This is a genomic window from Pseudomonas graminis (genome assembly GCF_900111735.1).
Classification (GTDB): Bacteria; Pseudomonadota; Gammaproteobacteria; order Pseudomonadales; family Pseudomonadaceae; genus Aquipseudomonas; species Aquipseudomonas graminis.
On sequence record NZ_FOHW01000012.1, the window covers coordinates 68473 to 93599 of the forward strand.

General features: G+C 61.3%; 20 protein-coding genes and 1 pseudogene. 12 read left to right on the plus strand and 9 right to left on the minus strand.

What is annotated here, in order from left to right:
* Nucleotides 1–258: 258 nt before the first annotated feature.
* The 4 genes from BMY98_RS11395 to BMY98_RS11410 are packed head-to-tail and all read left to right on the plus strand — an operon-like array spanning nt 259 to nt 4608.
* Nucleotides 259–930: a methylamine utilization protein gene (locus tag BMY98_RS11395; RefSeq protein WP_074888883.1), complete on the plus strand. Its 672-nt coding sequence runs from the start codon at nt 259–261 to the stop codon at nt 928–930.
* Nucleotides 927–3272 (plus strand): bifunctional diguanylate cyclase/phosphodiesterase, encoded by a 2346-nt coding sequence (locus BMY98_RS11400; protein WP_074888886.1) that lies wholly within the window; start codon nt 927–929, stop codon nt 3270–3272. The genes BMY98_RS11395 and BMY98_RS11400 overlap by 4 nt, the downstream gene beginning before the upstream one ends.
* A 14-nt stretch (nt 3273–3286) precedes the next feature.
* The gene (locus BMY98_RS11405; protein WP_074888889.1) at nt 3287–4177 is read left to right on the plus strand and encodes a DUF3034 family protein; all 891 of its coding nucleotides are present in this window, start codon (nt 3287–3289) and stop codon (nt 4175–4177) included.
* Nucleotides 4177–4608: a group I truncated hemoglobin gene (locus tag BMY98_RS11410; RefSeq protein WP_074888892.1), complete on the plus strand. Its 432-nt coding sequence runs from the start codon at nt 4177–4179 to the stop codon at nt 4606–4608. Before BMY98_RS11405 ends, BMY98_RS11410 begins: the two co-directional genes overlap by 1 nt.
* 181 nt (nt 4609–4789) lie before the next feature.
* Here the strand turns inward: BMY98_RS11410 and BMY98_RS11415 are convergent, their stop codons facing one another.
* The 3 genes from BMY98_RS11415 to BMY98_RS11425 all read right to left on the minus strand — a co-directional run bounded on the left by BMY98_RS11415 (nt 4790) and on the right by BMY98_RS11425 (nt 11255).
* Nucleotides 4790–7222, minus strand: coding sequence for a glucose/quinate/shikimate family membrane-bound PQQ-dependent dehydrogenase (locus BMY98_RS11415; protein ID WP_074888895.1), 2433 nt, complete (start codon nt 7220–7222; stop codon nt 4790–4792).
* A 110-nt stretch (nt 7223–7332) separates the two neighbouring features.
* Nucleotides 7333–8715, minus strand: a complete 1383-nt coding sequence (locus tag BMY98_RS11420; protein WP_083398766.1) for a carbohydrate porin — start codon at nt 8713–8715, stop codon at nt 7333–7335.
* A gap of 509 nt (nt 8716–9224) precedes the next feature.
* Nucleotides 9225–11255, minus strand: coding sequence for a TonB-dependent receptor (locus BMY98_RS11425; protein ID WP_074888898.1), 2031 nt, complete (start codon nt 11253–11255; stop codon nt 9225–9227).
* Between the two features lie 200 nt (nt 11256–11455).
* Between BMY98_RS11425 and BMY98_RS11430 the strand changes: the two genes are divergently transcribed.
* Both BMY98_RS11430 and BMY98_RS11435 read left to right on the plus strand, forming a co-directional pair.
* Nucleotides 11456–11683: a VF530 family protein gene (locus BMY98_RS11430; RefSeq protein WP_074888901.1), complete on the plus strand. Its 228-nt coding sequence runs from the start codon at nt 11456–11458 to the stop codon at nt 11681–11683.
* A 37-nt stretch (nt 11684–11720) separates the two neighbouring features.
* Nucleotides 11721–12377 carry a Pr6Pr family membrane protein gene (locus BMY98_RS11435; protein ID WP_074888904.1) on the plus strand — a complete coding sequence of 219 codons (657 nt, stop codon included), beginning with the start codon at nt 11721–11723 and terminating at the stop codon, nt 12375–12377.
* 163 nt (nt 12378–12540) lie between these two features.
* Here the strand turns inward: BMY98_RS11435 and BMY98_RS11440 are convergent, their stop codons facing one another.
* The 5 genes from BMY98_RS11440 to BMY98_RS11460 all read right to left on the minus strand — a co-directional run bounded on the left by BMY98_RS11440 (nt 12541) and on the right by BMY98_RS11460 (nt 19076).
* Complete coding sequence (locus tag BMY98_RS11440; RefSeq protein ID WP_074888906.1) at nt 12541–13311, minus strand: siderophore-interacting protein; 771 nt, start codon at nt 13309–13311, stop codon at nt 12541–12543.
* Nucleotides 13308–13901 (minus strand): PadR family transcriptional regulator, encoded by a 594-nt coding sequence (locus BMY98_RS11445; protein WP_074889057.1) that lies wholly within the window; start codon nt 13899–13901, stop codon nt 13308–13310. Before BMY98_RS11445 ends, BMY98_RS11440 begins: the two co-directional genes overlap by 4 nt.
* A gap of 119 nt (nt 13902–14020) precedes the next feature.
* On the minus strand, nt 14021–17143 hold the full coding sequence (locus BMY98_RS11450) for a transglycosylase domain-containing protein (RefSeq protein WP_074888908.1): 3123 nt from the start codon (nt 17141–17143) through the stop codon (nt 14021–14023).
* Between the two features lie 212 nt (nt 17144–17355).
* On the minus strand, nt 17356–18498 hold the full coding sequence (locus BMY98_RS11455) for an OpgC domain-containing protein (RefSeq protein WP_074888911.1): 1143 nt from the start codon (nt 18496–18498) through the stop codon (nt 17356–17358).
* Between the two features lie 206 nt (nt 18499–18704).
* Entirely contained in the window at nt 18705–19076 is a 372-nt protein-coding gene (locus BMY98_RS11460; protein ID WP_074888914.1) for a hypothetical protein, read from the minus strand.
* Between the two features lie 202 nt (nt 19077–19278).
* Here BMY98_RS11460 and BMY98_RS11465 point away from each other — a divergent pair, with 202 nt between their 5' ends.
* The 3 genes from BMY98_RS11465 to BMY98_RS11475 all read left to right on the plus strand — a co-directional run bounded on the left by BMY98_RS11465 (nt 19279) and on the right by BMY98_RS11475 (nt 21209).
* Nucleotides 19279–19548, plus strand: coding sequence for a type B 50S ribosomal protein L31 (locus BMY98_RS11465; protein ID WP_074888917.1), 270 nt, complete (start codon nt 19279–19281; stop codon nt 19546–19548).
* A gap of 162 nt (nt 19549–19710) precedes the next feature.
* Nucleotides 19711–20802 (plus strand): D-alanine--D-alanine ligase, encoded by a 1092-nt coding sequence (gene ddlA, locus BMY98_RS11470; protein ID WP_074888920.1) that lies wholly within the window; start codon nt 19711–19713, stop codon nt 20800–20802.
* 2 nt (nt 20803–20804) lie between these two features.
* On the plus strand, nt 20805–21209 hold the full coding sequence (locus tag BMY98_RS11475) for an NUDIX hydrolase (RefSeq protein WP_074889059.1): 405 nt from the start codon (nt 20805–20807) through the stop codon (nt 21207–21209).
* A 125-nt stretch (nt 21210–21334) separates the two neighbouring features.
* Here BMY98_RS11475 and metR read toward each other — a convergent pair whose 3' ends face one another.
* On the minus strand, nt 21335–22252 hold the full coding sequence (gene metR, locus BMY98_RS11480) for a transcriptional regulator MetR (protein ID WP_065992512.1): 918 nt from the start codon (nt 22250–22252) through the stop codon (nt 21335–21337).
* A gap of 207 nt (nt 22253–22459) precedes the next feature.
* Between metR and BMY98_RS11485 the strand changes: the two are divergent.
* The 3 genes and pseudogenes from BMY98_RS11485 to BMY98_RS11495 form a co-directional block, all read left to right on the plus strand.
* Nucleotides 22460–23062, plus strand: a pseudogene (locus BMY98_RS11485) (5-methyltetrahydropteroyltriglutamate--homocysteine S-methyltransferase); the annotation flags it as partial.
* A 162-nt stretch (nt 23063–23224) separates the two neighbouring features.
* Nucleotides 23225–24217: an alpha/beta fold hydrolase gene (locus tag BMY98_RS11490; RefSeq protein WP_074888922.1), complete on the plus strand. Its 993-nt coding sequence runs from the start codon at nt 23225–23227 to the stop codon at nt 24215–24217.
* 110 nt (nt 24218–24327) lie between these two features.
* Nucleotides 24328–24996 (plus strand): DsbA family oxidoreductase, encoded by a 669-nt coding sequence (locus tag BMY98_RS11495; protein WP_074888925.1) that lies wholly within the window; start codon nt 24328–24330, stop codon nt 24994–24996.
* The last annotated feature ends 131 nt before the right edge of the window (nt 24997–25127 follow it).

Here is a 25127-nt window from a genome sequence, read left to right on the forward strand (position 1 = left end):
GGGGCACCTGCATAAATGGAGATGAGCCTTAGATGGGGCGCAAGGCCTCAGGTTTCAATAGCGTCGGTCGATAGCAATGACTAAGCACGCTGATTTAAAAACTTGTGTGGCGTTGCACCAGGCCGTGGTATCCCATAAGTGATCGCCACGTGCTTTGCTGGAAGTCCGTCTGAAATCGCTGACCGTCGATCTGTGGGCTACGCTGGAAATCATTGCCAAGTAGGCTCTCTGCGGGCCTCGTTGTCTGGAACACCTGTCATGCGCCACGTTTTTATTTCATTGTTGCTGGTTGTAACCGCGCTGCATGGCAATCTCGCCGGTGCGGCGAGCCTGACCGCGGAATTCGTCGATGCGCAGGGCAAGCCGCTCCCCGATGCGGTGCTCACCCTGCGCGGCGAAACTGCGCCGACGGCCGGGACGCTGAAAGCCGACATGGACCAGCGCGATGTGCAATTTGCCCCCCACGTGCTGGCGGTGCGAACTGGTACGGAAATCAGATTCCCCAACAGCGATCAAATCCGCCATCAAGTGTATTCGTTCTCGACGCCCAAGCGCTTCGAACTACGGTTGTATAAAGATACTCCGACGGCCCCTGTGCTTTTCGACAAGCCGGGCGTGGTCGTGCTCGGCTGCAACGTGCACGACAACATGCTCGGGTATGTGTACGTCACCGACGATGGGTGGTTCGGCGTGAGCAATGACAAGGGCATGCTGAGCCTGGATCAAGTGCCTGCCGGTCACTACACCGTCACCCTCTGGCATCCCCAGGCCGCCGACATGCTGCCCGTGTCCGGTGGCGACATCGACATTCCCGCCGGCGGCCTCAAGCAACGGTTTAGCATTGCCGTGCAGCCCGACGCCGATAACACCCCCGCCGCGCCACCGTCCAGCGCGTTCGGCGATGCCTTTCATAAAGCGGCCCACGAATGAAGGTGCGCATCAGCTTCCAGGCGCGGATTGCCGGCGTGTTGATCATGCTGCTGCTGATCGTGGTCTTCGCCGTGTTTATTGCGGTGAGAGCTGCGACCCAGGACGCGGTGCGCAAACAGGCCCAGGCGCAGCTTGAGGTCGGCACCCGGGTGTTTGAAGGCTTGCTGGAAATGCGTGGCAAACGGCTGCGCGACGCCGTGCAGTTGCTGTCCACCGATTTTGGCTTCCGTGACGCCGTGGCGTCCGCAGATTCGGCGACCATTCGCTCGGTGCTGCTCAACCACGGCGCCAGAATCAACGCCAATGACATGTTTCTGCTGGGCATGGACGGCACGGTCATGGCCAGCACCGTCGCGCAGATCCCCGAAGGCTCGCCGTTCCCCTACATTCAGGCGTTGCGTGAGCTCAAGGGCAAGAACCAGTCGATGCTGATCGTGCCGTTGCAGGGCCAGCCTCACTTGCTGGTGGAAAGCACCGTGCTCGCGCCGTTGCCGATCGCCCGCGTGGTGATGGGCTTCAGCATGGACGGTGATCTGGCACAGGAACTGCGCTCGTTGAGCGGTTTGCAGGTGTCGTTTCTGTCGATCGTGCAAAAGCAGCCGGGCCAGATGATCAGCACCCAGCCAGCTCCGCTGTTCGACAGCCTGCGCGGGGTGATGATGAACCCGCCCAGCGACGAGATGCAGATGACCGAGCATCAGAGTCAGAGTTTTCTGAGCAAAACCCTGCGGCTGGGGAGCAACAGCGACAGCGAGGTTGTGGCCCTGCTGCAGAGCCCGCTGGATCAGGCCATGCAGGCATTCGCGCCGCTGGATAAGACGCTGTTCTGGATCACTGTCGTGGCGTTGGCCTGTTCGCTGGTCGGCGCGTTGTTACTGGCGCGCAGCCTGTCGCGGCCGGTCAGTGCCCTGGCCCAGGCGGCCCGGCGTATTGGTGAAGGTGATTACGCCACGCCGGTGGTGATGGATCGGCGGGACGAACTGGGCCTGCTCGCCAGCGCTATCAATTCGATGCAGAGCGGGATCGCCGAGCGTGAGCTGCAGCTGGCGCACAACGCCTTGCATGATTCACTCACCGGTCTGCCTAATCGCGCGTTGGTCATGGAGCGCCTCGGCAGCGCAGTGGTTGCCCAACGGCCTGTGGCGCTGCTTTATCTGGGCATCGATAACTTCCGCGCGATCAGTGCCAACGTCGGTCTTGAGGGCGTCGAGCAACTGCTGCGGATCATAAGCGAGCAACTGCAAGAGCCGCTGCGTCCCGGCGATACGGTGGCGCGGCTGTCCGACAACGAATTTCTGCTGCTGGTGCAAAACGCCGAGACCGACAGCGCCGTCGCGGTGGCTGACCGGCTGCAGCGTTTATTGGTCAAGCCCCAGCGCATCGGCGAGCAGGACATCGCGATGGATGCCTGCATCGGCATCGCGGCCTATCCGGCCAATGGCGATTCGGCGACCGAACTGCTCAGGCGAGCGTCTATTGCGCGGCAGGACGCGGCGCAGTTGCCGGGGCGCCTGCAGGTCTATGTGGACGGTCGGGATGTCGCCCACTTGCGCCAGATCAGCCTCATCCGCGACCTGCGTCAGGCCGCGCGCAACGGTGAACTGTCGCTGCATTACCAGCCCAAACTGGACATCCGCAACGGCCGGGTCACTCAGGCCGAAGCCTTGCTGCGCTGGCAGCACCCGCAATTCGGATCGGTATCGCCGGCCGAGTTCATCCTGCTGGCAGAACGCACCGGCAGTATTCAGATCCTTACCAACTGGGTGATCGAAGAAGCGCTGCGTCAATTGGCCGAGTGGGCACAGCGCGGTCTGGTTCTGCAGGTCTCGGTGAATATCTCGGCGGACGACCTGTTGGACGGCAATCTGCCTGACCGCGTTGCTGCGCTCCTCAAGCTGTACCGCGTGCCGGCTGAACAGTTGATTTTCGAGATCACCGAGAGCGCGATCATGCGCGAGCCCGAGCAGTCTCTAAAAGTGCTCAATCGCCTGCGCGAATTCGGCATCAGCCTGTCGGTGGATGACTTCGGCACCGGTTACTCCTCGCTGGCGCACCTCAAGCGGCTGCCGGTGCAGGAATTGAAGATCGATCAGTCTTTCGTGCGCGATCTGGATGAAACCAGTGAAGACGCCGTGATCGTGCGGTCGACCATCGAGATGAGCCACAACCTGGGCCTGAAGGTGGTCGCCGAAGGCGTCGAGTACGAACACAGCCTGCGCTTGCTGGAGCGCTGGCACTGCGACACCGCGCAGGGTTACCTGATCAGTCGGCCGCTGAGTGCGAGCGCATTCGAAGCCTGGATTGCGCAGGCCCAGCTCCCACCTCGTATGACGATGCATTGATGGAACAGGGATTTATGGCACGAACTCTTTCGACGTGTTTGAGCCCCGTGGTACTGGCCAGTGTGGTTGGGGCCTGCGCGGCGTGGGCTTCACCAGCGGCCGAGGCCGAGCAAGGCCGGCTGATTGCTACCGGCGGCGCCAGCAGCATTGAAGGCGGCGCAGGCGGCGGAATCATTCCCTGGGCCATGCTGGCCGGGTATGACGAGCAGGGCGAGTGGGGCGGCAACGCTTTCGCGACCCATGTCGACTTGCCGGACTACACGCTGGATGTGGTCGGCGCTGCGGCGTCCTACGGTAATCGCGTCGAGATTTCCTACGCCCACCAACGCTTCGATCTGGGATCACTGGTCAGCAAGCTCAACCTTCCGGAAGACAACCTCACCCAGGACATCTTCGGCGTGAAGGTCCGCCTGTTTGGCGACCTGATCTACGATCAGCTGCCGCAGGTTTCAGCGGGCCTGGAATACAAACACCAGAACGATTTCCTCATCCCCAGTCTGGTCGGCGCCAAGCGGGATTCGGATGTCGAGGGCTACGTCACGGCGAGCCGTCTGTTCATGGGCGCGGCCTTTGGCTACAACGTGGTGGTCAACGCCGGCTTGCGGTACAGCCGCGCCAACGAAACCGGTTTGATGGGCTTTGGCGGCGACCGGCGCGATACCCGCAGCGTGCTGAAAGAGGGCGGCGCAGCCATCCTGTTCAACCCGCATTGGGCGGTGGGCATGGACTACCGCGAGAAGCCCGATAATCTGTCGTTCGCCGGCGAAAGCGATTGGGCGGACTTCTTTGTCGGCTGGTTTCCCAGCAAGCATGTTTCCGTAGTGCTGGCCTACGCCCGGCTCGGTGAAATCGCCACGCTGGACAACCAGAACGGCACCTACCTTTCTGTGCAGGGGAGTTTTTGATGGGACGGTCTTTGTGGCTGGTCGTCGGGCTCAGTCTGTCGTTGCTGGTGGGGTGCGCCCAACAGCCGCCCAAGGACGACAGCCTTTATCAGGACCTGGGCCAGCGCGCCGGCATCCAGAAAATCGTCGAAGGCATGCTGCTGCACATCGCCCAGGATGACCGCATCTATAAATACTTCGCCAAGGTCGACATCGTCAGGGTGCGCGACAAGCTGGTTGAGCGGTTCTGCGTCGAGGCAGGCGGGCCATGCACGTACACCGGTGACTCCCTGGAGGAAGTGCACAAGGGCATGAAACTCAGCCGCAGCGATTTCAACGCGCTGGTTGAGGACCTCATTGCTGCGATGAACGAGCAGCACATTCCGGTCCCGACGCAGAACCGCTTCATTGCTCGACTCGCGCCTCAGCGTGGGGAGGTAATCGAGAAGTAGGAGTGAAAGGGGACGAGTGAAAGGGGACAGATTAATTTACGGTGAAGCGTTGTAAATAAATCAGTCCCCTTTAGCGGTGAGTCCCCTTTAGCGAAACCACTTTTCAATGCGCAGAAAAAAAGGCGGTCACCTCACGGGACCGCCTTTTCTGTTACTGCACGACGCTAATCAGTGACGCGGATCAATCCGGCAGTTTGTAGGCGATAACGTAATCGCCCTGTTTGGTGCCCAGCGAACCGTGACCGCCTGCAACGACCAGCACGTATTGCTTGCCGTCCTTGCCGGTGTAGGTCATCGGCGTGGTTTGAGCGCCTGCTGGCAGACGGCCTTCCCACAACTGCTTGCCGTTACGAACGTCGTAGGCGCGCAGGTATTGGTCCAGCGTTGCGCTGAGGAACGAGACACCGGTGGCGGTGATGAACGTGCCGCCCAGGCTTGGAACGCCCATGGTCAGCGGGATCGGAACCGGCGCGCTGTCACGCACGGTGCCGTTCTTGTGCTTCCAGATGGTCTGGTGGTTGGTCAGATCGACCGCTGCCACGTAGCCCCATGCTGGCGCCTGGCAAGGCAGGCCCATTGGCGACAACAGCGCTTCGAGGATCACACCGTAAGGGGCGCCCTTGTTCGGCTGCACGCCTTCGGTTTCGCTCTTGCGACCCGGGCCGCCTTCGACTTCGGCCGCCGGTACCAGTTTTGAACGGAACGCCATGTAGCTCGGGTTCACGAAAGCAATCTGACGCACCGGATCGACCGAAATGCCGCCCCAGTCGAACACGCCGAAGTTACCCGGATAGACCAACGTGCCTTGCAGCGACGGTGGAGTGAACGGGCCTTCATAACGCAGGGATTTGAAGTCGATGCGGCAGAGCATCTGATCAAACGGCGTCACGCCCCACATGTCGCGCTCTTTCAGCGGCGGCGGCATGAAGTTCAGATCGGACTTCGGCTGGGTGGGCGACGTGTGATCGCCGGCAACAGCGCCCTGGGGTACAGGGATTTCATTGATTGGCACGATGGGCTGACCGTTGATGCGGTCCAGCACATAGATGCTGCCTTGCTTGGTCGAGGCCAGAACAGCAGGCTTCACGCCGTCAGCGGTTTTCATGTCCATGAGCGTTGGCTGACCGCCGACGTCCATGTCCCACAGGTCGTGGTGAGTGAACTGGAAGCTCCATTTCACGTGACCGGTGGCGATGTCCAGTGCGACCAGACCTGCGCTGAATTTCTCGGACGCCTCGGTGCGGTTGCCGCCCCACTGGTCAGGCATCTGGTTGCCCATCGGCAGGTAGAGCATGCCCAGCTTTTCGTCGACGCTGAACATCGACCACATGTTGGGCGAGTTGCGGGTGTAGGTCTTGCCTTCGGCAAGCGGCGTGGTGTCGTCCGGATTGCCGCTGTCCCAGTTCCAGACCAAACGGCCTGTGTGCACGTCGAACGCACGGATCACGCCCGAAGGCTCGTCGGTGGAAAGGTTATCGGTGACGTGACCGCCAATGACCACGAGGTCTTTAGTCACTGCCGGTGGCGACGTCGAGTAGTAACCGCCCGGTGCGTAAGTGCCGATGTTGGCGCTCAGGTCGATGGAGCCGTTGGTGCCGAAGTCTTCACACATCTTGCCGGTGTCGGCGTTCAGGGCGATCAGACGGGTGTCGGCGGTCGGCAGGAAGATACGACGCGGGCAGGCATTGGCTGCGCCGGCAACCGCTGGAGCAGCAGGGCTTTGCGCAGGTGCGGCAGCGTCGGTCGGCGCGGTGGCAGCGTAGGCGGCGTCATCGTGATACGACACGCCACGGCAGGTCATGTGCGCCCAACCCTTGAAGTTGGCCGCCTTGCCGCTGCTGATCTTCGGATCGAAGCGCCAGATTTCCTTGCCGGTGTCCGGGTCCAGTGCGATGACCTGGCTGTGCGGCGTGCAGACGTAGAGCATGCCGTTGACTTTCAGCGGGGTGTTTTCGGCCGTGGTTTCACCCGGATCGTTCGGACCCGGAATGTCGCCCGTGCGATAGGTCCACGCCGGGACCAGCTTGCTGACGTTGTCCGGAGTGATCTGCGACAGCGGCGAGTAGCGATCACCGAAGGCGGTGCGGCCGTAGGACTGCCAGTCGCCGTCAGGCATGGCCGGCGCGGCGCTGGTGGTGCCGGCGGTTTCGCGGTCCAGCTGGCCTTTGATTTCACCCGGGTGGGTGAACTGGCTGGCCAATGCGGCGATGCCCGCGACAATCACGGCGGCGCCCAATGCGCGCGTACCGGCATCGCCGACCTGGCCACGCAGGACCGGACGGCGGAACCATGGCAGCAGCATCACGATGCCCAAGGCAAACCAGAGTGCCAGGCGCGGCACCAGCTGCCACCAATCCAGGCCCACTTCCCACAATGCCCACACGGTACTGGCGAACAACACCAGTGCGTACAGACCGAATGCCGCGCTGCGACCCATCATCAGCAGGACGCCGGTGATGGCGAAGCCGATGCCGGCCAGGAGGTAGTAAAGCGACCCGCCCAGCGTCAGCAGTTTGATGCCGCCGACCAGCAAGGCCAGACCCATTATCAGAATCACCAGCCCGAGCAAGCTCGGAAGCAGGCGACCCTTACCGAAAGCACCCTCAGTGCTCATAAGTGTTGTACTCCGTAACGATGTGGTGGTTAACGCGTGTTGGCGTGAAGGCGCGGCGGTTAAGCCAGGCCTTCAATGCCGATGCCTGGATGCAGACGGACGAGTGCTGATCAGAATGAGGACTGGATTTTCAACCCCGCGACCAGTGCGTCATCAACCTGATTCACGCCGCCCGGATGACGGATGAATTGCAGGTTCGGGCGCACGGTCAGCCAGTTGGCGACGTGCACGCCGTAGTAGATCTCGGCGTTGTATTCGGTGTCCTGCACAGGCAGGAACGCCGGATCGTTGTAGTCCGAGACGCCTTCGGCCTGATTGCGCAGGTTGATGTTCTTGCGGTACGCCGGGTTGACGTGGATGCGGCTGATGCCGACGCCGATGTCATCCTCGGGGCGCGCGTCGAACGGGCCCTTGTACGTCGCGCCGAGGGCAACGAAGTTGTCGATCATGTTGGTTTTCTTGTCGTGCAGCGTGCCGTTGGCGAACAGGCTCAGGCCCCGGCTGTTGTCGCTGGCCTCGCTGGTGACTTGCTGGCGCAGGGTCAGCCACATGCCGTGTTTGCTGGACGACGGGGCGTAGTCATCGCCGCTCCGGGCGGCGTATCCGCCGTTGCTGTCCTTGTAGACGTCGCTGCTGTCGGCAGTGCTGTAGTAGTAACCGGCGCGGTATTCGCCCGGCAGGCCGTTGACCTTCGGCGACCAGACCACCTCGACCGGCAACACGGCGCCCTTGGTGCCGCTGCCGCTGAGTTTGAAGGCGTTGTCGTTTTCAAGATTCGACGGGTTCTGTTCGAACGCACCAACCTGCACGAACAGTTCAGGGCTCAGCTGATATTTGACGCGTATTGCCCACTGGCTGACCGGCCAGTTGTACCAGATCCCGCCGTCCCAATTGCCGACCTGGGAGCCGCACAGCGCCAGGTTCTGGAAGTCGCACGGAAAGGTGTTGAAATCTTCGCCTTCGTTGAACCGGCCGACCTTGACGCTGAGCGTCTGGTCGAGAAATTTCTGCTGGTACCAGAGGTCGGTCAGGCGCGTGACGCTGCCTCGGCCCCAGACTTCCTGGGACGACGAAATGGTGCCGGTGCGGGGATCGCCCACGCGGTCATTGCTGATGTTATCGCCGTTGCGATTAGTCAGGGTCAGCTGAAATTCGGCGTCGTGCCAGCCGAGGATCTTCTGCAGGTCCATGTGCGCACCGAGGGCGAACTGGTCGCTGTAACGGGTCGCCTTGTCATGGTTGTAACCGCCGTGCAGATTTGAGCCCACCTCGACCACGGAATCGAGCTTGAAGTCGTAGCCCCGTTCGGAGAGCTCGCTGCGCTTGCCGCCCCAGTCACCCAGCATCCATGGTGACGTGCTATCGAACGCCGGCTCGGCATGGGCGCAGCTCGCAAACCCCAGCGCGGCAAGGCTCAGCGCGCTGGCATGACGAAGGGCTCGGGACGATGTGCAGGTCGGGGTGCAGATCGGGCGTTTCAGATGACGGGGCATAGGGCGTGAGGTCTTTTCTGAGTTATTCGAGAGCAAAAGGCGATGCCGCTCGCAACGCTTTGGAGGCGCATTGCAAGGTCTTAACAAATGACGAATTAACCGTTTCAGCGTTTAGGGCGGCGATGATAGGACGCTAACGATTTTTTAAAAAGTCAAAATTGCGACATGGATCGTTGCGATCGGCGTAATAGTGGCGGGGAGTCCGGGTAGCGCTGTCCATCGTCTGGCCCGGGTGTATGCTTTGTAAGAGAGCAGGTTGATGTCCCGCCGACCCTTACAGAGGGAGCGGGGATGGGGGTTTAGAAAAGGGGTCTCCAGATTGTAGGATTTTGCGGCGTGGCGGCTGGCGCGACCCAAATGCAGGACTGGCTTTAGCCGGGAAGAGACCGGTTCGAACACCGTAGATGTACGGCGTGGCAGATGATGCTTTCCCGGCTGAGGCCGGTCCTACTCAGTGAGGGGCCCGTTGGGGCCGCTCAAGTTGCGGCGTTACCGTTCAGGTGTGCGCTCTAAAATGTCGTCCGGAGCCCGACTTCGACACTGCGGCCTTCAGCCGGGGCGATGTCGCGCAGAATGGAGCTGGCGTAGCGCACGGTCTGATTGGTGAGGTTCTCGCCGCTGACGAACGCCAGCCACTGACTGCCACCCACCTTGAAGGTGTAGCCGGCACTGGCCCCCAGCGTCGTGTACCCGTCGGTGCCGGTTTCGTTATCCGGCACGCGCCGTTGCGAAGCAGCGTGTTCGAGGTCGATCCTCGCTTGCCACTTGTCCACTTCCCACAACAATCCGCTGTTGAGCCGCAAAGGGGCGATGCGCGGCAGGGCCTCTCCGGTATCCAGGTTCTTGGCACGGGTGTAATCGCCGGACAGCTCCAGGGCGAAATTGCCATACCGGGTTTCGCCGAGCTTCCAGTGATCCTTGGCCTCGAAACCGGCAAACCGAGCGCGCACACCTGAGTAGGTGTATTCGGGGATGCCATCAGGGTCTTCAGCGCCTTCATCGTTTAAGGTCCGGCCGCTGCCCAGCAGTCCGATGTAGTTGGAGAAGTGGCTGTAAAACACGCCAACACTTCCTTTATGGATACCGTTGTCGAAGCGCAGCGCCAGATCGCTGGAAACGGCTTTCTCTTTGGACAGGTCGGCATCCCCGACTTCGTACGTGCCAGTGGCGACGTGAGCGCCATTGGCATAGAGCTCATAGAACGTCGGCGCTCGCTCGGTGTAGCCAAGGGTCGCCGCCAGCGACCAGATCGGCGTCAGCGTGTAAACGGCACCGGACGAAACGCTCCCTGCAGTAAAGCTGCTTGAGCTGTTGGCGTTGGCGAATCGCTCGTTGCCCCCGCCGTCCGGGTCCACGGTGGAGTGTTCAATGCGGCCACCCAGGCTGAGCTTCAGGCGGTCAGTGGCCTGCAGCTCTTCCAGAATGAACAAGGCACCGGCGTCAGTATCGGTCTGCGGGACGAAGGCCTCTTCGCCAAGTGCTGAAAACTCGCTGCGCGTCACTTGGGCGCCGACGATGCCTTCAACCGGGCCGATTGGCTGATGCCGGGCTTCGACGCGGGCTTCATAGCCCTTGTTCTTGAACGTGGTGCCGACTTCGCCGTCTTCGATCTCCATGTGCTTGTAATCGGTATAACCGGCGTCGAGTTTTACCGAGCTGAACAGGCCGGAGAGATTGCGGATCTCGGAGGCAAATGCGTAGTGGTCCTGCTTCATGCGGATGCGCACGCCTTGCTCGGCAGGCGACCCGTAATTGGAGTCGTAATTGCTGTAGGAAAGCCCGGCGTAACCGTCGTCCCAAGTGTAGGAGCCTCCGACCGCGCCTCCGTCCTGTCTCCCATCGCTGTTGCCAAGGCGGTGTTTTTTGTCGCCGTCTTGCGGATCCCGCGCGCGTTCATCGGCGGTGCGGGCATACCCCGGGATCTTCAGGTCGTTGAACTCCCGCGCGTTGGCGTCCAGGTGCAACGCAAAAGTGCCATTGCCCGCTTCCAGCTTGCCCGCGCTGCTGCGGGTTGTGTCGGCACCGCCATAACGCAACTCACCCGCGCCCTGAATGCCCTCGATGGCTTCGCTTGGGATGCGGTTGTCGAACGTGTTGACCACGCCGCCGATGGCGCTGCCCCCGTAAAGCAGCGCTGCAGGGCCGCGCACGATTTCAATGCGGTCGACGTTGACCGGATCCAGCGGCACCGCGTGATCGTAAGACAACGAGGAGGCGTCCAGCGCGCCGACGCCGTTTCGCAGAAGCCGGATGCGATCGCCGTCCAGCCCCCGGATGATCGGCCTGCTCGCGCCCGGTCCGAAATAGGAGGATGAGACGCCGGGCTGTTTGTTCAACGTCTCGCCCAGGCTGCCTTTCTGTTGCAGGGTCAGCGCATCGCCGGTCAGTACAGTGCTTGGCGAGGCAAGTTGATCGCTGCCCAGCGGGTTGGCGGTGATGATTTGCGGCTCCACCTCGATGGCGTACGCAGGTGAGGTGATCAGCAATGCGGCAGCAAGCGGCGTCAGGCGCCACGGACGGATTTGTGAGAGACGGGACATGCGACGTTTCCTTGAACAACGATTCAAAAGATGCGATTTGTAAGTGTTATAACATAACATCAAAAGAGCAATCATTTTGAAATCGGTCGCCCTCGTCGGCTGCTTGCAGTCTTCACACTGACTACGGCGTCCGTTAAGGTGCGCAGCTCGCGAAACCTCTTGTCCAACCAGCCCGTCCCCTCAGCGTCCATAGGCCCGCCATGACCACACCCAACAACAACCCGCTGCACGGCGTGACCCTGGAGCAGATCCTCATCGCGCTGGTCGAGCATTACGAGTGGTCGGGCCTGGCCGAGCGGATCGACATTCGCTGCTTCAAGAGCGACCCGAGCATCAAGTCCAGCCTGACGTTCCTGCGCAAGACACCCTGGGCGCGGGAGAAGGTCGAAGGGTTGTACATCAAGCTGGCGCGCACCAAGCGGCCCTGACTTGACCTGAATCGCCGATTGCCAAGGACTGATCCGAATGCCCAGCCCCATGTTGCAGCTATCTCCAGGCGGGCGCCGCTTTGTCATCACGGCCGCCATGCTCGGCTGGCTCGGGCTTGCGGTGCAGCTCTATCTGATTCTCTGGGGGCGATGGATCGACCACGCCAGCCTCCTCGGCGGACTCGTCCGGTTTTGCAGCTTCTTCACCGTGGTGACCAACACCCTGGTGGCGGTGGCGCTCAGCTGCGCCGTCATTGACCGGCATTCGGCGGGTTATCGGTTCTTCCGTTCCCCGATTGTCTGCGCCGGCATCACCACCAGCATCATTCTGGTGAGCCTTGCTTACAACCTGCTGCTGCGCCATCTGTGGACGCCCGAGGGCTGGCAGTGGGTCGCCGATGAATTGCTGCACGACGTCATGCCGCTGCTGTTCCTCGGCTACTGGTTGTTCTTCGTGCCCAAAGGCCTGCTGAAGCCCCGACATGTGCTGATGTGGATGCTGTATCCCGTCTTCTATTTCGGCTATTTGTTGTTACGCGGAAATGCCTTCGGCGACTACCTCTATCCGTTTCTCGATATCGGCACGCTGGGCGTCGCTAAAGCCCTGACCAACGCGTTGGGCGTGCTGGCCGGGTTCGTGGGGATCGGGCTGGTCGTTTTCGGCATAGACAAGGTTTTGGGCCGCAGAGAGTAGTCGCAAGCTTTATTGCTGACTTCCATCCTGTAGGAGCGCGCTTGCCCGCGATCGCAGAATCCCAGACGCTGCTGCATGCACTGACCCAACGCATTCGCGGGCAAGCGCGCTCCTACAATGGGGGATCAGATGCATTCAACTATCCTCTCGTAGCGCGTAGGCCTCATTCTTCGTCCGAACCGTCCGCGCGCCAGTAGCCCGCTGCTTTGACGGCCGCCTCGTCCAGCTTGAACTCATCCAGCAGCACCCGCCGCACTTTGCGCGACAAGGACGACTCGGTCGCCACCCAGGCATACAAGCTGCCTTGCGGCAGGGTCAATTGGCGCGTGACTTCAACCAGATCCTGCTCGCCACGTACCACCCAGATCACCTCGATCTGCGCATCACTGGTCAGCGCCTGGCGCTCCGCCGGGTTATCGATTTCGACCACCACCAACGCACGCCGAGCGGCCGGCAATGCCTCCAGCCTGCGACCGATGGCGGGGAGGGCCGTCTCATCGCCGATCAGCACATAGCTGTCGAACATGTCCGGCACGATCATCGAACCCCGAGGCCCGGCGATATTCAGCGTTTGCCCGGCTTGAGCCTGAGCCGCCCAGGTCGCCGCCGGACCGTCGCCATGCAGCACGAAATCGATGTCCAGTTCGCCGGACTGCGGGTCGTAACGACGAGGCGTGTAATCGCGCATCGCCGGGCGCGGGCCTTCAGCGTTTTGCAGGGGCGCATTGCTGTCCAGCGCCCCCTGCTCTTCGGGCGTGGTGGCGAACAACAGTTTGACGTGGTCATCGGTGCCCAGACTGATGAACCCCTCAAGCTCCGGCCCGTGCAAGGTGATGCGGCGCATGCGCGGGGTGATGTCGGTCACCCTCAGCACCTGCAGCGTGCGACGTTTGATCTCGTGGCTGACGCGGTGAATTCCCAGGGGTGCATTCATTCAGATTTCTCCGCAGCAGGTTGTTGGCCGTCGACAATGGCTTTTGCGGTGTCGTTCAGCAGGTCGCGAACCCGCAGAATTTCTTCAGGGTTCCAGCGGCCGTGGTGCATCTGCAGCGAGTGACGCAGGTTGTGCACGGCCTCGTGGATTTCCGGCGGCCGATCATGGCCGCGCAGCGAGCGCTTGCTGACTTCGATGCGCATTTTCACGCCATCCAGCGCGACGGCCTGTTCGGTCAGGAACTGCTGGCCTGCCTCGGTGATGCGATAGCGTTTCTTGCCGCCATCGGCATCGCCCTGAATCAACTCGCTCTCTTCCAGAAAGGTCAGCGTCGGGTAGATCACGCCCGGGCTCGGGCTGTAGGCGCCGTCGAACAGCGCTTCGATCTGGCGAATCAGGTCATAACCGTGGCACGGCTGATCGGCGATCAGCGCCAGCAGCATCAATTTCAGGTCGCCCGGGGCGAATACCCGAGGCCCACGGCCGCCGCGTTCACGGCCGGTACGTTTCTCGAAACCATCGCGGCCATCGCCGTGTTCGCCGAAGTGAGGGCGGTGGTGGTGAGGGTGATCGTGTGAATGGTCTTTCATGTTTTTCATCTCTGGGTACAAGTTAGATATACCTTAAGATATATCTTATTGTTTCCGCAAGACGCGTTAAGACGAACGGTTGTTGGCCGGTTTCCACGGATGAACTCGGTGACTTCGGGCTACAGGCGCGACGCCACCTGCGTAGGAACGGGGGCCTTGCACTGGGTGAAAGTGCCCGGCTCCAGATAGGGATTGAGGATTGGCGCCATACCCTTGAGCACTTGCACCGGTAGGGCGGAGGTGAATTTGAAGCTCTCGGCGGCGCGTCCCGGGACGTACGCGGTCAACGTGCCGTAGTGGTTGTCGCCGATGAAAAACACGAAAGTCGCGGTGCGGTTGATAGCCTTGGACGCCAGGATGCGCCCGCCTGCGCCAATGCTTTCGATACGGTTGTCGCCCGTGCCTGTCTTGCCGCCCATGGCCAGCACGCTGCCGTCATGGGTTTTGAAACTGCCGGACACGCGCCTTGCCGTGCCGGCATCGACCACCTGCGAAAGCGCCTCGCGCATCGCCGCAGCGACTTCCGACGGCAGCACACGCTTGCCTAGTTCGGGGTTGTTGATCAGCTGGGTTTCGTACGGCGTCTGCGCGGCAAAATGCAGGCTGTCGATGCGCAGCACCGGCAGGCGAATGCCATCGTTCTGAATGATGCCGATGAGTTCGGCGAGCGCGGCGGGTCGATCACCAGAACTGCCAATCGCAGTCGCCAGGGATGGCACCAGATGATCGAACGGATACCCGAGCCGTTGCCAGCGCTGGTGGATATCCAGGAACGCTTCGATTTCCAGCATTGTGCGAATACGGCTGTCGCGAGCGCTCTTGTGCTGGCTCTTGAACAGCCAGCTGTAGACTTCCTGACGCTCAAAACGGCTGGCCGCGACGGTGTCCTTGAACGTGGCGTCCGGGTTCTGCAGCAGATACCCCACCAACCACAGATCCAGCGGATGAACGCGGGCGACGTAGCCTTGATCCGGCAGGTCGAACTTGCCGGGCCCGTAGGCGAAATAAAGTTCGTCCAGGCGCTTTTCGGTGAGTGCCGTCTTGCCCTTTTCCCCGGCCATGTGCGCCCTCACGAACGCATTGAACGCGCTTTGCGAGGCGTCCGGCAGTAGATAGCGATGGACCGCAGCGAGACGGCTTGCCGCGGGATGCACGCCGTCGAGAAACGTATCGAGCCGGTCCTGTGTTGATTTGTTTTTGTAGCGCTTCCAGAAGCGCAACAGGAATGACTTGCCCTCGCGGTCGGCGAAATCGGCCAGGTATTCCTGACGCCTCGGATCACTGTCGTCCTTGAGCAACACCGCGCTGTTGTTGGGCCCTTGATAGGTGGTGTAGCGCACCAGATCACGCATCAGGCGAATGAACGGGAGGTTGATCGACTCGCGCAATGCCTCGCGAAGGGTGGGGTTGCGCGCGTTGTCCTCCCGGCGAAAATTATTGAAATGGTGCAGGCCGCCGCCGGTGAAAAAACTTTCGCCGGGGCTGGCCGAATACTGCCGATCGAGGGCGGCAGCGAGCATCTTCGAGAGGTCGCGATCGTTGTTCTGGACCAGGTAATCCACTGCCCAGCGGCTGAGACGGTCGGACTCCTCGACCGGGGCTTTCTTCAGAGCGCTGTTGGGCAGAGCGGCGTACTTTTCGTGCAGCTCGGCGATGATCTGCAAGTACGTCGTCAGTACGCGCATCTTGGCCGTCGAACCCAACTCCAGCTTGCTGCCCTCGTTGATGTCGAACGGCTGATCGGTGCTGTCAGTCTGCACCCGCACCCGCGAGCCATCCGGGTCGCGCTCGAAAAGGGTGAAGCTGTAACGCACCGCCTGGGTGCTGGTGGGTGTCAGCAGGTGCTCGCCGAGCAAACCCATCTGACCGGCAAATTCAGGCTTGGCGAGGTCGCGCAGGTACTGACCGACGCTAACTTGCAGGTCGTTTTGCAGCGTGCTGGTGGCCGACAGGTCCAGGCGATCGAGGTCATAAAGGGAGCGGTTGAGCATGTTCGACAGCCGGGTGCGCGCGACGGTGATACCTTTGTTGCTCTCAATCGGCTGCACGGTCGGCTGCTGCACCCAGTCGCGATAGGTCACGCTGGCGGCCAGAGCGGCGTCGGCCAGCGGTTGATCGATGACATTATTCTGTGCGAGCACGCGCAGATGGCTGTCAGTCAACTCCGCGAGTTCCTTGCGGCCCTTCGCCAGAAAGTGCGAGGGCCTGCGCTGGGCGATCACCAGCGACAGAACTTCGCGCAGCGCCAGCCCCTGCGCCGCCAGGGTTTTTTCGTCCTTCGCCGCCGAGGCCAGCAACTGGTTGGTGCGGTCGAAGTCCGCGCCGTACCAGACCCGCAATCCTTCGGCCATGCCGTGGACTTCGCCATGACCGGGGACCGCCGACAGCGGCACGCTGTTGAGATAGTCCCGCACCACCCGCTGCCGCGCCTCAAGGGTCTGCTGCCCCGGCTGATAGGCGCGAACGCTGGCGGACACCATCTGACGAATCTTCTCGCTGCCCGACAGCGTCAGGCCATCCGGCGAGTGCCGATACTTCTCCAACTGAGTGGCCAGGGTGCTGCCACCGGCCGATTGCCCCGGCAATCCCACCATCTTCGCCAGTTGGGACAGCGCCGCCTTGAAGAACCTTGGCCAGTCCACCGCCGGGTTGGCCAGCGGCCGCTGATCATCCAGCAAGTCGCGGTTCTCGATGAACAGCAGGCTGTTAACCAGCACTGGCGGGATGGCGGCGAAGCTCGGATACAACTGCTGCGGGTAGGTGTATTGATACAGGGGCGCGGCGCGACAGTCAGAAATGGTCAGGCCGGACTGAATCTTCTCCTGATACGGCACGAAGAAACCGCGCTTGGCGTAGGACAGAAGCTCAGGGGAAAACCGCGCCTGGGCGCTGATCAGGTAGTCACGTTTGAGCAGGCGCGGCAGGAATTCGCCGAGGGCGGAATAGCCCAGACGTTTGTCAAAAGGTCCGTCACCGGGATACACAATCGCGCCACTGGGACCGGCTTCGACGGAGTAGCTCAGGCCTTGGGCCAGATGGCTGAACTCCTGGGCCTGCAAACGGGAGCTGCGCACCTCGGTCGAGACCACAAATCCCAGGATCACCGCTGCCATCACCACCGCCACCAGCAGAAATCGCCACACGTAACGCCGTGGGCGAGCATGGGCTGGCACTGATCCGTTCCCCTGACTGTCAGCCTTGACCACAGCCTTCTTCGTATCGGAATGCCAAAAAGCGCCCATATCGTAAGCCCGGTCCAGCCTGCACATCGCACTGATACAAGCGTAGACGCTGGTGGGCGCGGAGGGGATTTTGTGCGCTGGGGCGTGAAATCTTTCCGATGTACAACCTCCGTCCCGGACCGCGCTGGATCCGATCGAAGGAGAGGATGGAGGCTTGGAACCGTTTGAAGCGGGGTGAGGTGCCGGCCGCTAACTGGCGGGTGAGGGGCCCATCAAACCTCCACCATCCGCGCCGCCTTCGGACTGCCCAACCGCTTGTTCAACTCCAGCCAGTTCGACAACAGCAGCATCAACCCAAGGCCGAGCAACGCGGTGATCACACGCATTTGCCAGGCATCGTCCGCCAGCGCGTTGGCCATGTCGGCCAGCGGGGCGAGGAGGACGCCAAGGCAGAAGATTTCCAGCGAATAGCGGCCCATCCGGCAGGTCTGCTGGACGGGCCAGTTGTCGAGCCAGTACAGCGACGTCGGCAGCATTTTCGCGACGACATACGCCAGTGCCAGGAAGTGCAACAGCCGAACCGGCGACAGGTCAGTTTTGCTGATGGGGTAGATCAATTCGGCGAGCGCTGTAGGCAAGAGCGCATTGTGCACGTCGGGGAATTTCCATAATACGGTGATGACGCCGGCCATCAGCAGGTAAGCCGCAGCAACCAGAAACAGCGGCTGTTGCCAAATCGGGCGAATAGGGTTCTTTGCGATGGGCGCACGTTGGGTATGCAAGGCGAAAGCCCCGCCGAGCACGAAGATCAACTGCCAGGCGACCGGGTTGAAATACCAGTAACCGCCGCCTTCGTAAGCGCGTAAGTTCCAGCCGAGCAGCGGCACCATCAGGTACAGCGCAATCGACAGGCCGATCGCCAGCGCCGCGTTGCGCAGCATGATTGGCAGGATCAACGGCAACGAACCCATCAGCAGGATGTACAGCGGCAGCGGGTCTGTGAGGTTGGGTTTGAAGCGCAGCAACAATTCATCGGCCAGGGCCTGCTGCGGGTTGCCGACGAAATACTCCAGGCCCATCTCCCGCACCATGTCACGGGTCTCGACGTGATTGTTGGCGACGAAAACGATGCCCATCAGCAGCGTCAGCAAGAAGATGTGCGCGACATACAGCACCCATGTACGCCGGAGGATACGCAGGCAAGCCACCACGTAACCGTCACGCTGGGCTACGCGACCGTAGGCGAGCACAGCGGCATAGCCTGCGAGAAACACAAACACCTCAGCGGCGTCGCTGAAACCGAAATTGCGCAGCGTCAGTTGCGCGAAAGGGTTGGCCGGCACGTGATCCCAAAAAATGAAAATCAGCGCCAGACCCCGAAAGAAGTCGATCCGATGGTCGCGTCCATTCGTCATGACGGTGGGCCTTGCAAAGGTGTTTATAGAAGAGGGGCCAGTGGGGCCGTGGTTCCTGCCGTCAGCAGGGTCTGATCGGCGGCGCGCAGGGTGGCGGGTTTGCGGGGTAAAAGCAAAGGGTGGATACGGACAGGTGGAGTAAAAAAGGGAGGGCGCTGTCGACGGCGCCCCTTTTTGCGCGCGCAGATCCTGAATGCAACCGTGGATTACTGAGCTTCCGGCATCAGCATCGGCTTGCGGTCCAGTGTCTCGCTGATCATTCGATAGATGTCTTCCTTGCCGTCGTCATTGCAGCAACGGATTTCGTGAAGCACTTCGCGCTCTTTGGTAGACAGCCCGATGTAGTTCCATTCGCAGGCCTGGCGCATGAATACGTCGTGGTCGTTGACCGGCATGACGTCGTCAGCGGCTTCGTGAAAAGCCTCCACGATCGTTGCGATCAGGCTGACGAGTTGCTCGGATTCAGGCTTGCCGTCGGTTGCCTGAACCAGGCGCTGCAGGTGATTCAACGCGCTGCGGGCGTCAATCAGCTTCATGTGTCCGGGGACGCTCATTTCGTATCGATCGATCAAGTGCATGGCACTACCTCCTGGTGTTGTTGTTGTTCATTCCGTTCCCGTTGAGGACCGGGCTGGGTCGTCAGCGGCGCGAACGTTAGCGGCAGGGGAGGCGGCGGAAAAGGCAAAAGTTGTAACCGTTACAAAATGGGTTCGGGTTGAACTATCTCGAATTGATACTGTATAACGTATTACATGATTGTTTACATTCTGGAGAAAGACGATGAAAGCCGACATCCATCCCGACTACCGTAAAGTGCTGTTCCACGACACCGCTGCCGATGTGTTTTTCCTGATCGGCTCCACAGTTGATACCGACCGCACGCACACCCACACCGATGGCAACTCGTACCCATACGTTGCCCTTGACGTGTCCAGCGCGTCGCATCCCATGTACACCGGTCAGCAGCGCAAGACCACCACCGAAGGCCGTATCGCCGGGTTCAACAAGCGCTTCGCCACCTTCGGCTCCGGCGCCAAGAAAGAGGAATGACAGCGGCACCTCCCGCGCTCCGGGCATCGCCAGTCGATCACCCGGGCGCGGGATTTTTTTTGCCCGTTTTTCCTGTATTCGGTCCCGCACCCCACCTTGGCACTGGACTATCGGGCCAAATTGCTTTTAGCTCTGCGACCTGAAATTCAGGAGCATCCCCCTTTGAAAAAGTCAGTCGCCATCGTTTTCGGTGGGCAATCCTCCGAGCATGAAGTGTCGTTGCAATCGGCGCGCAACGTGATCAACGCGATTGATCGCAACAACTTTTCCATCACCCTCATTGGCGTCGACAAGCAGGGCCACTGGCTGCGCTTCGACGAGCAGGATTACCTGCAGAACCCCACCGACCCCGCGCACATCAAAATCAGTGAGTCCGGCCGTCTGCTTTCGCTGATGCCGGGCGCCAGCGGGCCGCAGTTCGTGGAAGTGCAGACCGGGCAGGAGGTGCCGCGCATCGACGTGGTGTTCCCGCTGATCCACGGCAGTTTCGGGGAAGACGGCTGCCTGCAAGGCATGCTGCGTCTGCTGGATATTCCGTTCGTGGGCCCGGATGTGCTGAGCTCGGCGGCCTGCATGGACAAGGACGTGACCAAGCGGTTGCTGCGCGATGCGGGTATTTCGGTGGCGCCGTTTGTGGTCCTGCAGCGTGGCGAGACGGTGGATTTTGTCAGCGTTTCCGCACAGCTGGGCCTGCCGCTTTTCGTCAAACCGGCGTGCCAGGGATCGTCGGTTGGCGTGAGCAAGGTCATCGACGAACCTGGCTATGCCGCGGCGCTGAAGCTGGCCTTCGACTACGACAACAAAGTGCTGATCGAGCAGGGGATCGTCGGTCGTGAAGTCGAATGCGCTGTGCTGGGCAACCACGAGCCGAAAGTCAGTGTGTGCGGTGAGGTCGTGGCCAATGACGAGTTTTATGCCTACGACACCAAGTACCTGAACGACGGTCAGGCGCGCATCGCGATCCCCGCGCAGATGCCCGAAGACATGAGCGAGTCCGTGCGTGAAGTGGCGCTGCAGGCCTATCGCGTGCTGGGCTGCGCCGGTTTGGCGCGGGTGGATTTCTTTGTCACCGAGGCACGGGAAATCATCATCAACGAGGTCAATACGCTTCCCGGTTTCACCTCCATCAGCATGTACCCGAAACTCTGGCAGGCCAGCGGATTGAGCTACGCCGAACTGATCGACCGGTTGATCACCCTGGCGCTTGAACGCGCTGAAGAAACCCGCGCGCTGAAAACCGAGGTGGTGCTGTGACGGTGAAGACGCTTCGTATCGCCGCCGCGCTGCTGACGCGTGCCGATGGCAAGACACTGTTGGTGCGCAAGCGCGGGACTGAAGCGTTCATGCAGCCGGGGGGCAAGATCGACGCAGGGGAGTCGGCGCTCGATGCGCTGGCCCGTGAGCTGAACGAGGAATTGGGTCTGGTCATCTCGCCTGAACACGCGCGATTTCTGGGCGAGTTTTCGGCAGTGGCGGCGAACGAACCCGGCTTCGAAGTGAATTGCCAGCTGTATGGCGTTCACATTGAGGACGCGGTCAGGCCCGCCGCCGAGATCGAGGAAGCGATCTGGGTCGACGGCAGGAATATTGAGCAGCTGCACCTGGCGCCGCTGACACGTGACTCGATATTGCCGCTGTACCGAAGCCTGGCGACGGCCTGAGTACTGCACCATAAACCGTAGGAGCGCGCTTGCCCGCGAAGGAACGTGTCAGGCCACAAAGGTGTGTTGTAAGTGACCCTTTTCGCGGGCAAGCGCGCTCCTACAATTTGCCGATTGCACGGCGTTTAACGAACCGCACTCACCCCATCCAGTGTCGAAAACGACGTGTCCTTTGCCGTCAGCAGGAAGTCACGCATGTAGGGCGCGTCCAGCATGTCTGCGCGAATCGCCGCGTACAGCGTGGCGAACAATCCTTTCTCCCCCAACCGCTTCCCCTTCACGTACCCGCGTGAGCTGTATTCATGCAGCGCCCAGTGCGGCATCCCGCAGACGCCGCGGCCGCTGGCGACCAGTTGCATCATCATTACCGTCAGCTCGGACGTGCGCACCTGCGCCGGTTCGATGTCGGCCGGCTCGAGAAAGCGCGTGAAGATGTCCAGTCGGTCGCGCTCGACGGGGTAGGTGATGAGGGTTTCATTGATCAGGTCTTCCGGCACCACATAAGGCCTGGCCGCCAGCGGATGCTGATTGGCGACCGCGAGCATGGCCTCGTAGGTGAACAGCGGCACATAGGTAATGCCTGCCAGTTCCAGAGGGTCCGATGTCACCACCAGATCCAGATCGCCACGGGCCAGGGCGGGCAGGGGCGCGAAAGCGAAGCCTGACGCCAGATCAAGTTCTACCTCCGGCCACGCATCGCGGAACTGATCGATTGTCGGCATCAGCCACTGAAAGCAACTGTGGCATTCGATGGCCATGTGCAGGCGCCCGGCGACACCGCCGGCCAGCCGCGAGATATCCCGCTCGGCGTGACGCAGCTGCGGCAGTACCGAGTCGGCCAGTTGCAGCAGTCGCAAGCCCGCGCTGGTGAACCGCACCGGTTTGGTCTTGCGCACGAACAGTGGCATGCCCATGCGCTCTTCCAGCTCCTTGAACTGGTGCGACAGCGCCGATTGCGTGAGATGCAGACGGTCGGCGGCATCAACGAGGCTGTCTGCCTCGCGTAGTGCATGCAGTGTTTTCAGGTGGCGAATTTCCAGCACCGACGGCGCTCCATGAGTAAATTTTGTGATCAACACGAATTTAATGAGTTTGTCTCATGCAGACGTAAGTGTCGACAATGGCGCCATCTTTTGAAGGAAGCAGTCAGCATGGGCCAGGTCAACAACTCGAATTTTCCTCACACCGGCGTCGCCAGGGACTTCAAGCACATCCTCGAAACCCTGGGTGACGGCATTGATGTGGATTCGGTGCCGACGTTCACCCAGGACCAGCGCTTCAACCTGAGCTGGGCGCCGCTGTTCGATGAGGTCGACCAGGCCCGCGCATTGGGCAACACCGTCCGCCCCGAAATCATCGGCCCGCTGACGTACCTGTGGCTTGGGCAAGCGGAAGGCGAGGGCTTCGACAAGCTTGAGCTGCTCGATCGTCTGCTGCCGGTTTACGGGGAAATCCTTGGGCGGCTCGCGGGCAAGGGCGTCGAGTGGGTGCAGATCGACGAGCCGATCCTGACCCTCGATCTGCCTCAGGACTGGAAGAACGCCTTCGAGCGCGCTTACCACGCCCTGCAATATTCGCCGCTTAAAAAGCTGCTCGCCGTCTCCTGCGGCGGGCTTGGACTGGGCAGCAACCTTGGCCTTGCAGTGTGTTTGCCTGTGCAAGGCCTGCATGTCGACGTGCTGAGTGCGCCGGAGCAAATGCCCCTGGTGCTGGACCGCCTGCCCATTTACAAGGTGCTTTCACTGGGTGTCGCTGGCGAACTTGATCCCGCTGGCGCTGACGGTGAAGCCGCCCTTGAGGTGGTGAAGGAAGCTCAACTGCGCTTCGCCGATAACCTGTGGGTCTCAGATTCGATCAACACGCCGACAACTGCAGCCGCGTGAATACACGTTGAGATGACCGTTTTGCTACCGCTCAGCCCTCTTCATCAAACTGTCACGCAACTGTGGCAGCGCGCTTGAGAAAACTTCATCAGACTCGCGGCCTACTGGGGTTCTGTGTGTCGGTGTTTTTCCATGCGGGTTTTACTTTTTCTGGCTGCGCTCTTGTGCAGCCTGCCGTCTTTTGCGGCCTCTCGATGCGATGTTGACGTTCCCACGCAGGTGGCCGAGCTCGATGACGTGCACCTGGCGTATCAAAGCATTGGCCGTGATTCCGATCCGGCGCTGCTGTTGGTCATGGGCCTCGGCGGGCAGCTCATCCACTGGCCGGATGAAGTGGTCGTCGCGCTGTGTCAGCAGGGCTTTCGCGTGATTCGCTACGACAACCGGGATGTCGGCTTGTCGACCTGGGTCCAGGCGCCGCCGAGCCCCAACCTCACCTACGAAGTGCTGCGCTACAAAATCGGCCTGCCGGTGTCGGCGCCGTATTCGCTGACCGACATGGCTCAGGATGCGCTGGGCCTGATGGACGCGCTGCACGTTCAGCAATTCCATGTGCTGGGGGCGAGCATGGGCGGCATGATTGCGCAGCATCTGGCGGACATGGCGCCCAAGCGCGTGGAGAGCCTGACGCTTATCATGACCAGCTCCGGCGCGCCCGGGCTGCCGATGCCCAGCCCGGCGCTGTTGCAACTATTGGCCCGTCGCGGCGCCCCGGACCGGCAGACTGCCCTTGAGCAGCAGGCCGATCTTCTGGCGGCGCTGGGCAGCCCGGAGGTCAAGGATGATCGGCAGATGCTGCTGCATCAGGCGGCGGTTTCCTACGACCGGGCGTTCAATCCTGAAGGCGTGAAGCGTCAGATTCTGGCGATCCTGTCCGAGCCCAGCCGAGTGGAGCTGTTGAATCGTCTGCGCGTGCCAACGCTGGTCGTCCACGGCACGGCTGATCCGCTGCTGCCGGTCATGCATGGGATTCATGTGGCGGCGCATATCCAGGGCAGCCAGTTGAAGCTTATTCCCGGCCTGGCCCACCGTTTTCAGGAAGCCTTCAAAGCCCCGCTGCTGGCGGCCGTGTTGCCTTATTTGCGAGAGCATCGTGAAGACGCGTCCCACGTCGCGCAGCTCTGATGAGACGGCGGGGTTGACCCGCCCATTGAGGGGGTGCGTGCCGGTGTAGGGTTTGAGCGCCGACGTGATCGGCGTATCGTGGTGCTTTTCCTCTCTTGCACGAGGCTGCCATGAGCACTCCGCTGAAAATCGATTTCATCTCCGACGTGTCCTGCCCCTGGTGCATCGTCGGCCTGCGCGCGCTGGACCAGGCGCTCGAACATCTGGGCGATGAAATCCAGGCCGACATCCACTTCCAGCCCTTCGAGCTCAACCCGCAGATGCCGCCTGAAGGCCAGGACATCTTTGAGCACATCGCCGAAAAGTACGGCTCGACGCCGGAACAATTCCAGGCCAATGCCGAGAATATCCGCGAGCGAGGTGCTGAGCTCGGCTTCGTCTTCAAGCAGGGCGACCGGCGCATCTTCAACACCTTCGACGCCCATCGACTGCTGCACTGGGCCGGGCTGGAAGGTAAGCAACACGCGCTGAAAGAAGCGCTGTTCACGGCGTATTTCAGCCACCACGCAAACGTCTCCAGCCACCAGGTGCTGGCAGATGTTGCGCAAAAAGTGGGCCTGGACCGAGTGCGTGCCGAGGCCTTGCTGGGCAGCGACCAGTACGCCAGCGAAGTTCGCGAACTGGAGCAGTTGTGGGTGTCGCGGGGCGTGAGTTCGGTGCCGACGATCGTCTTCAATGAACAATACGCCGTGTCCGGCGGGCAGCCGGTCGACGTGTTCGTCAGCGCCATTCGTCAGATCGTGGGCGAAGAGTCGAGCGTGGTTAACCGGGCCGACTGACAAGCGAGATGTTCCCTGACGCGCAGCGCGCAGGCGGTTGCTCCGAGGCTCTTCTGTCCTGGACGGCTGTTGATTGCGCTGCGCTATCGGCTGTTACGCATCGTTCGTTGCATTTCAAAAAACACTTGCTC

Bases quoted from the DNA above. Each gene is read 5' to 3' on its own strand.
- BMY98_RS11395 (WP_074888883.1), top strand. From the start codon at position 259: ATGCGCCACGTTTTTATTTCATTGTTGCTGGTTGTAACCGCGCTGCAT.
- BMY98_RS11400 (WP_074888886.1), top strand. From the start codon at position 927: ATGAAGGTGCGCATCAGCTTCCAGGCGCGGATTGCCGGCGTGTTGATC.
- BMY98_RS11405 (WP_074888889.1), top strand. From the start codon at position 3,287: ATGGCACGAACTCTTTCGACGTGTTTGAGCCCCGTGGTACTGGCCAGT.
- BMY98_RS11410 (WP_074888892.1), top strand. From the start codon at position 4,177: ATGGGACGGTCTTTGTGGCTGGTCGTCGGGCTCAGTCTGTCGTTGCTG.
- BMY98_RS11415 (WP_074888895.1), bottom strand. From the start codon at position 7,222: ATGAGCACTGAGGGTGCTTTCGGTAAGGGTCGCCTGCTTCCGAGCTTG.
- BMY98_RS11420 (WP_083398766.1), bottom strand. From the start codon at position 8,715: ATGCCCCGTCATCTGAAACGCCCGATCTGCACCCCGACCTGCACATCG.
- BMY98_RS11425 (WP_074888898.1), bottom strand. From the start codon at position 11,255: ATGTCCCGTCTCTCACAAATCCGTCCGTGGCGCCTGACGCCGCTTGCT.
- BMY98_RS11430 (WP_074888901.1), top strand. From the start codon at position 11,456: ATGACCACACCCAACAACAACCCGCTGCACGGCGTGACCCTGGAGCAG.
- BMY98_RS11435 (WP_074888904.1), top strand. From the start codon at position 11,721: ATGCCCAGCCCCATGTTGCAGCTATCTCCAGGCGGGCGCCGCTTTGTC.
- BMY98_RS11440 (WP_074888906.1), bottom strand. From the start codon at position 13,311: ATGAATGCACCCCTGGGAATTCACCGCGTCAGCCACGAGATCAAACGT.
- BMY98_RS11445 (WP_074889057.1), bottom strand. From the start codon at position 13,901: ATGAAAGACCATTCACACGATCACCCTCACCACCACCGCCCTCACTTC.
- BMY98_RS11450 (WP_074888908.1), bottom strand. From the start codon at position 17,143: ATGGGCGCTTTTTGGCATTCCGATACGAAGAAGGCTGTGGTCAAGGCT.
- BMY98_RS11455 (WP_074888911.1), bottom strand. From the start codon at position 18,498: ATGACGAATGGACGCGACCATCGGATCGACTTCTTTCGGGGTCTGGCG.
- BMY98_RS11460 (WP_074888914.1), bottom strand. From the start codon at position 19,076: ATGCACTTGATCGATCGATACGAAATGAGCGTCCCCGGACACATGAAG.
- BMY98_RS11465 (WP_074888917.1), top strand. From the start codon at position 19,279: ATGAAAGCCGACATCCATCCCGACTACCGTAAAGTGCTGTTCCACGAC.
- BMY98_RS11490 (WP_074888922.1), top strand. From the start codon at position 23,225: ATGCGGGTTTTACTTTTTCTGGCTGCGCTCTTGTGCAGCCTGCCGTCT.
- BMY98_RS11495 (WP_074888925.1), top strand. From the start codon at position 24,328: ATGAGCACTCCGCTGAAAATCGATTTCATCTCCGACGTGTCCTGCCCC.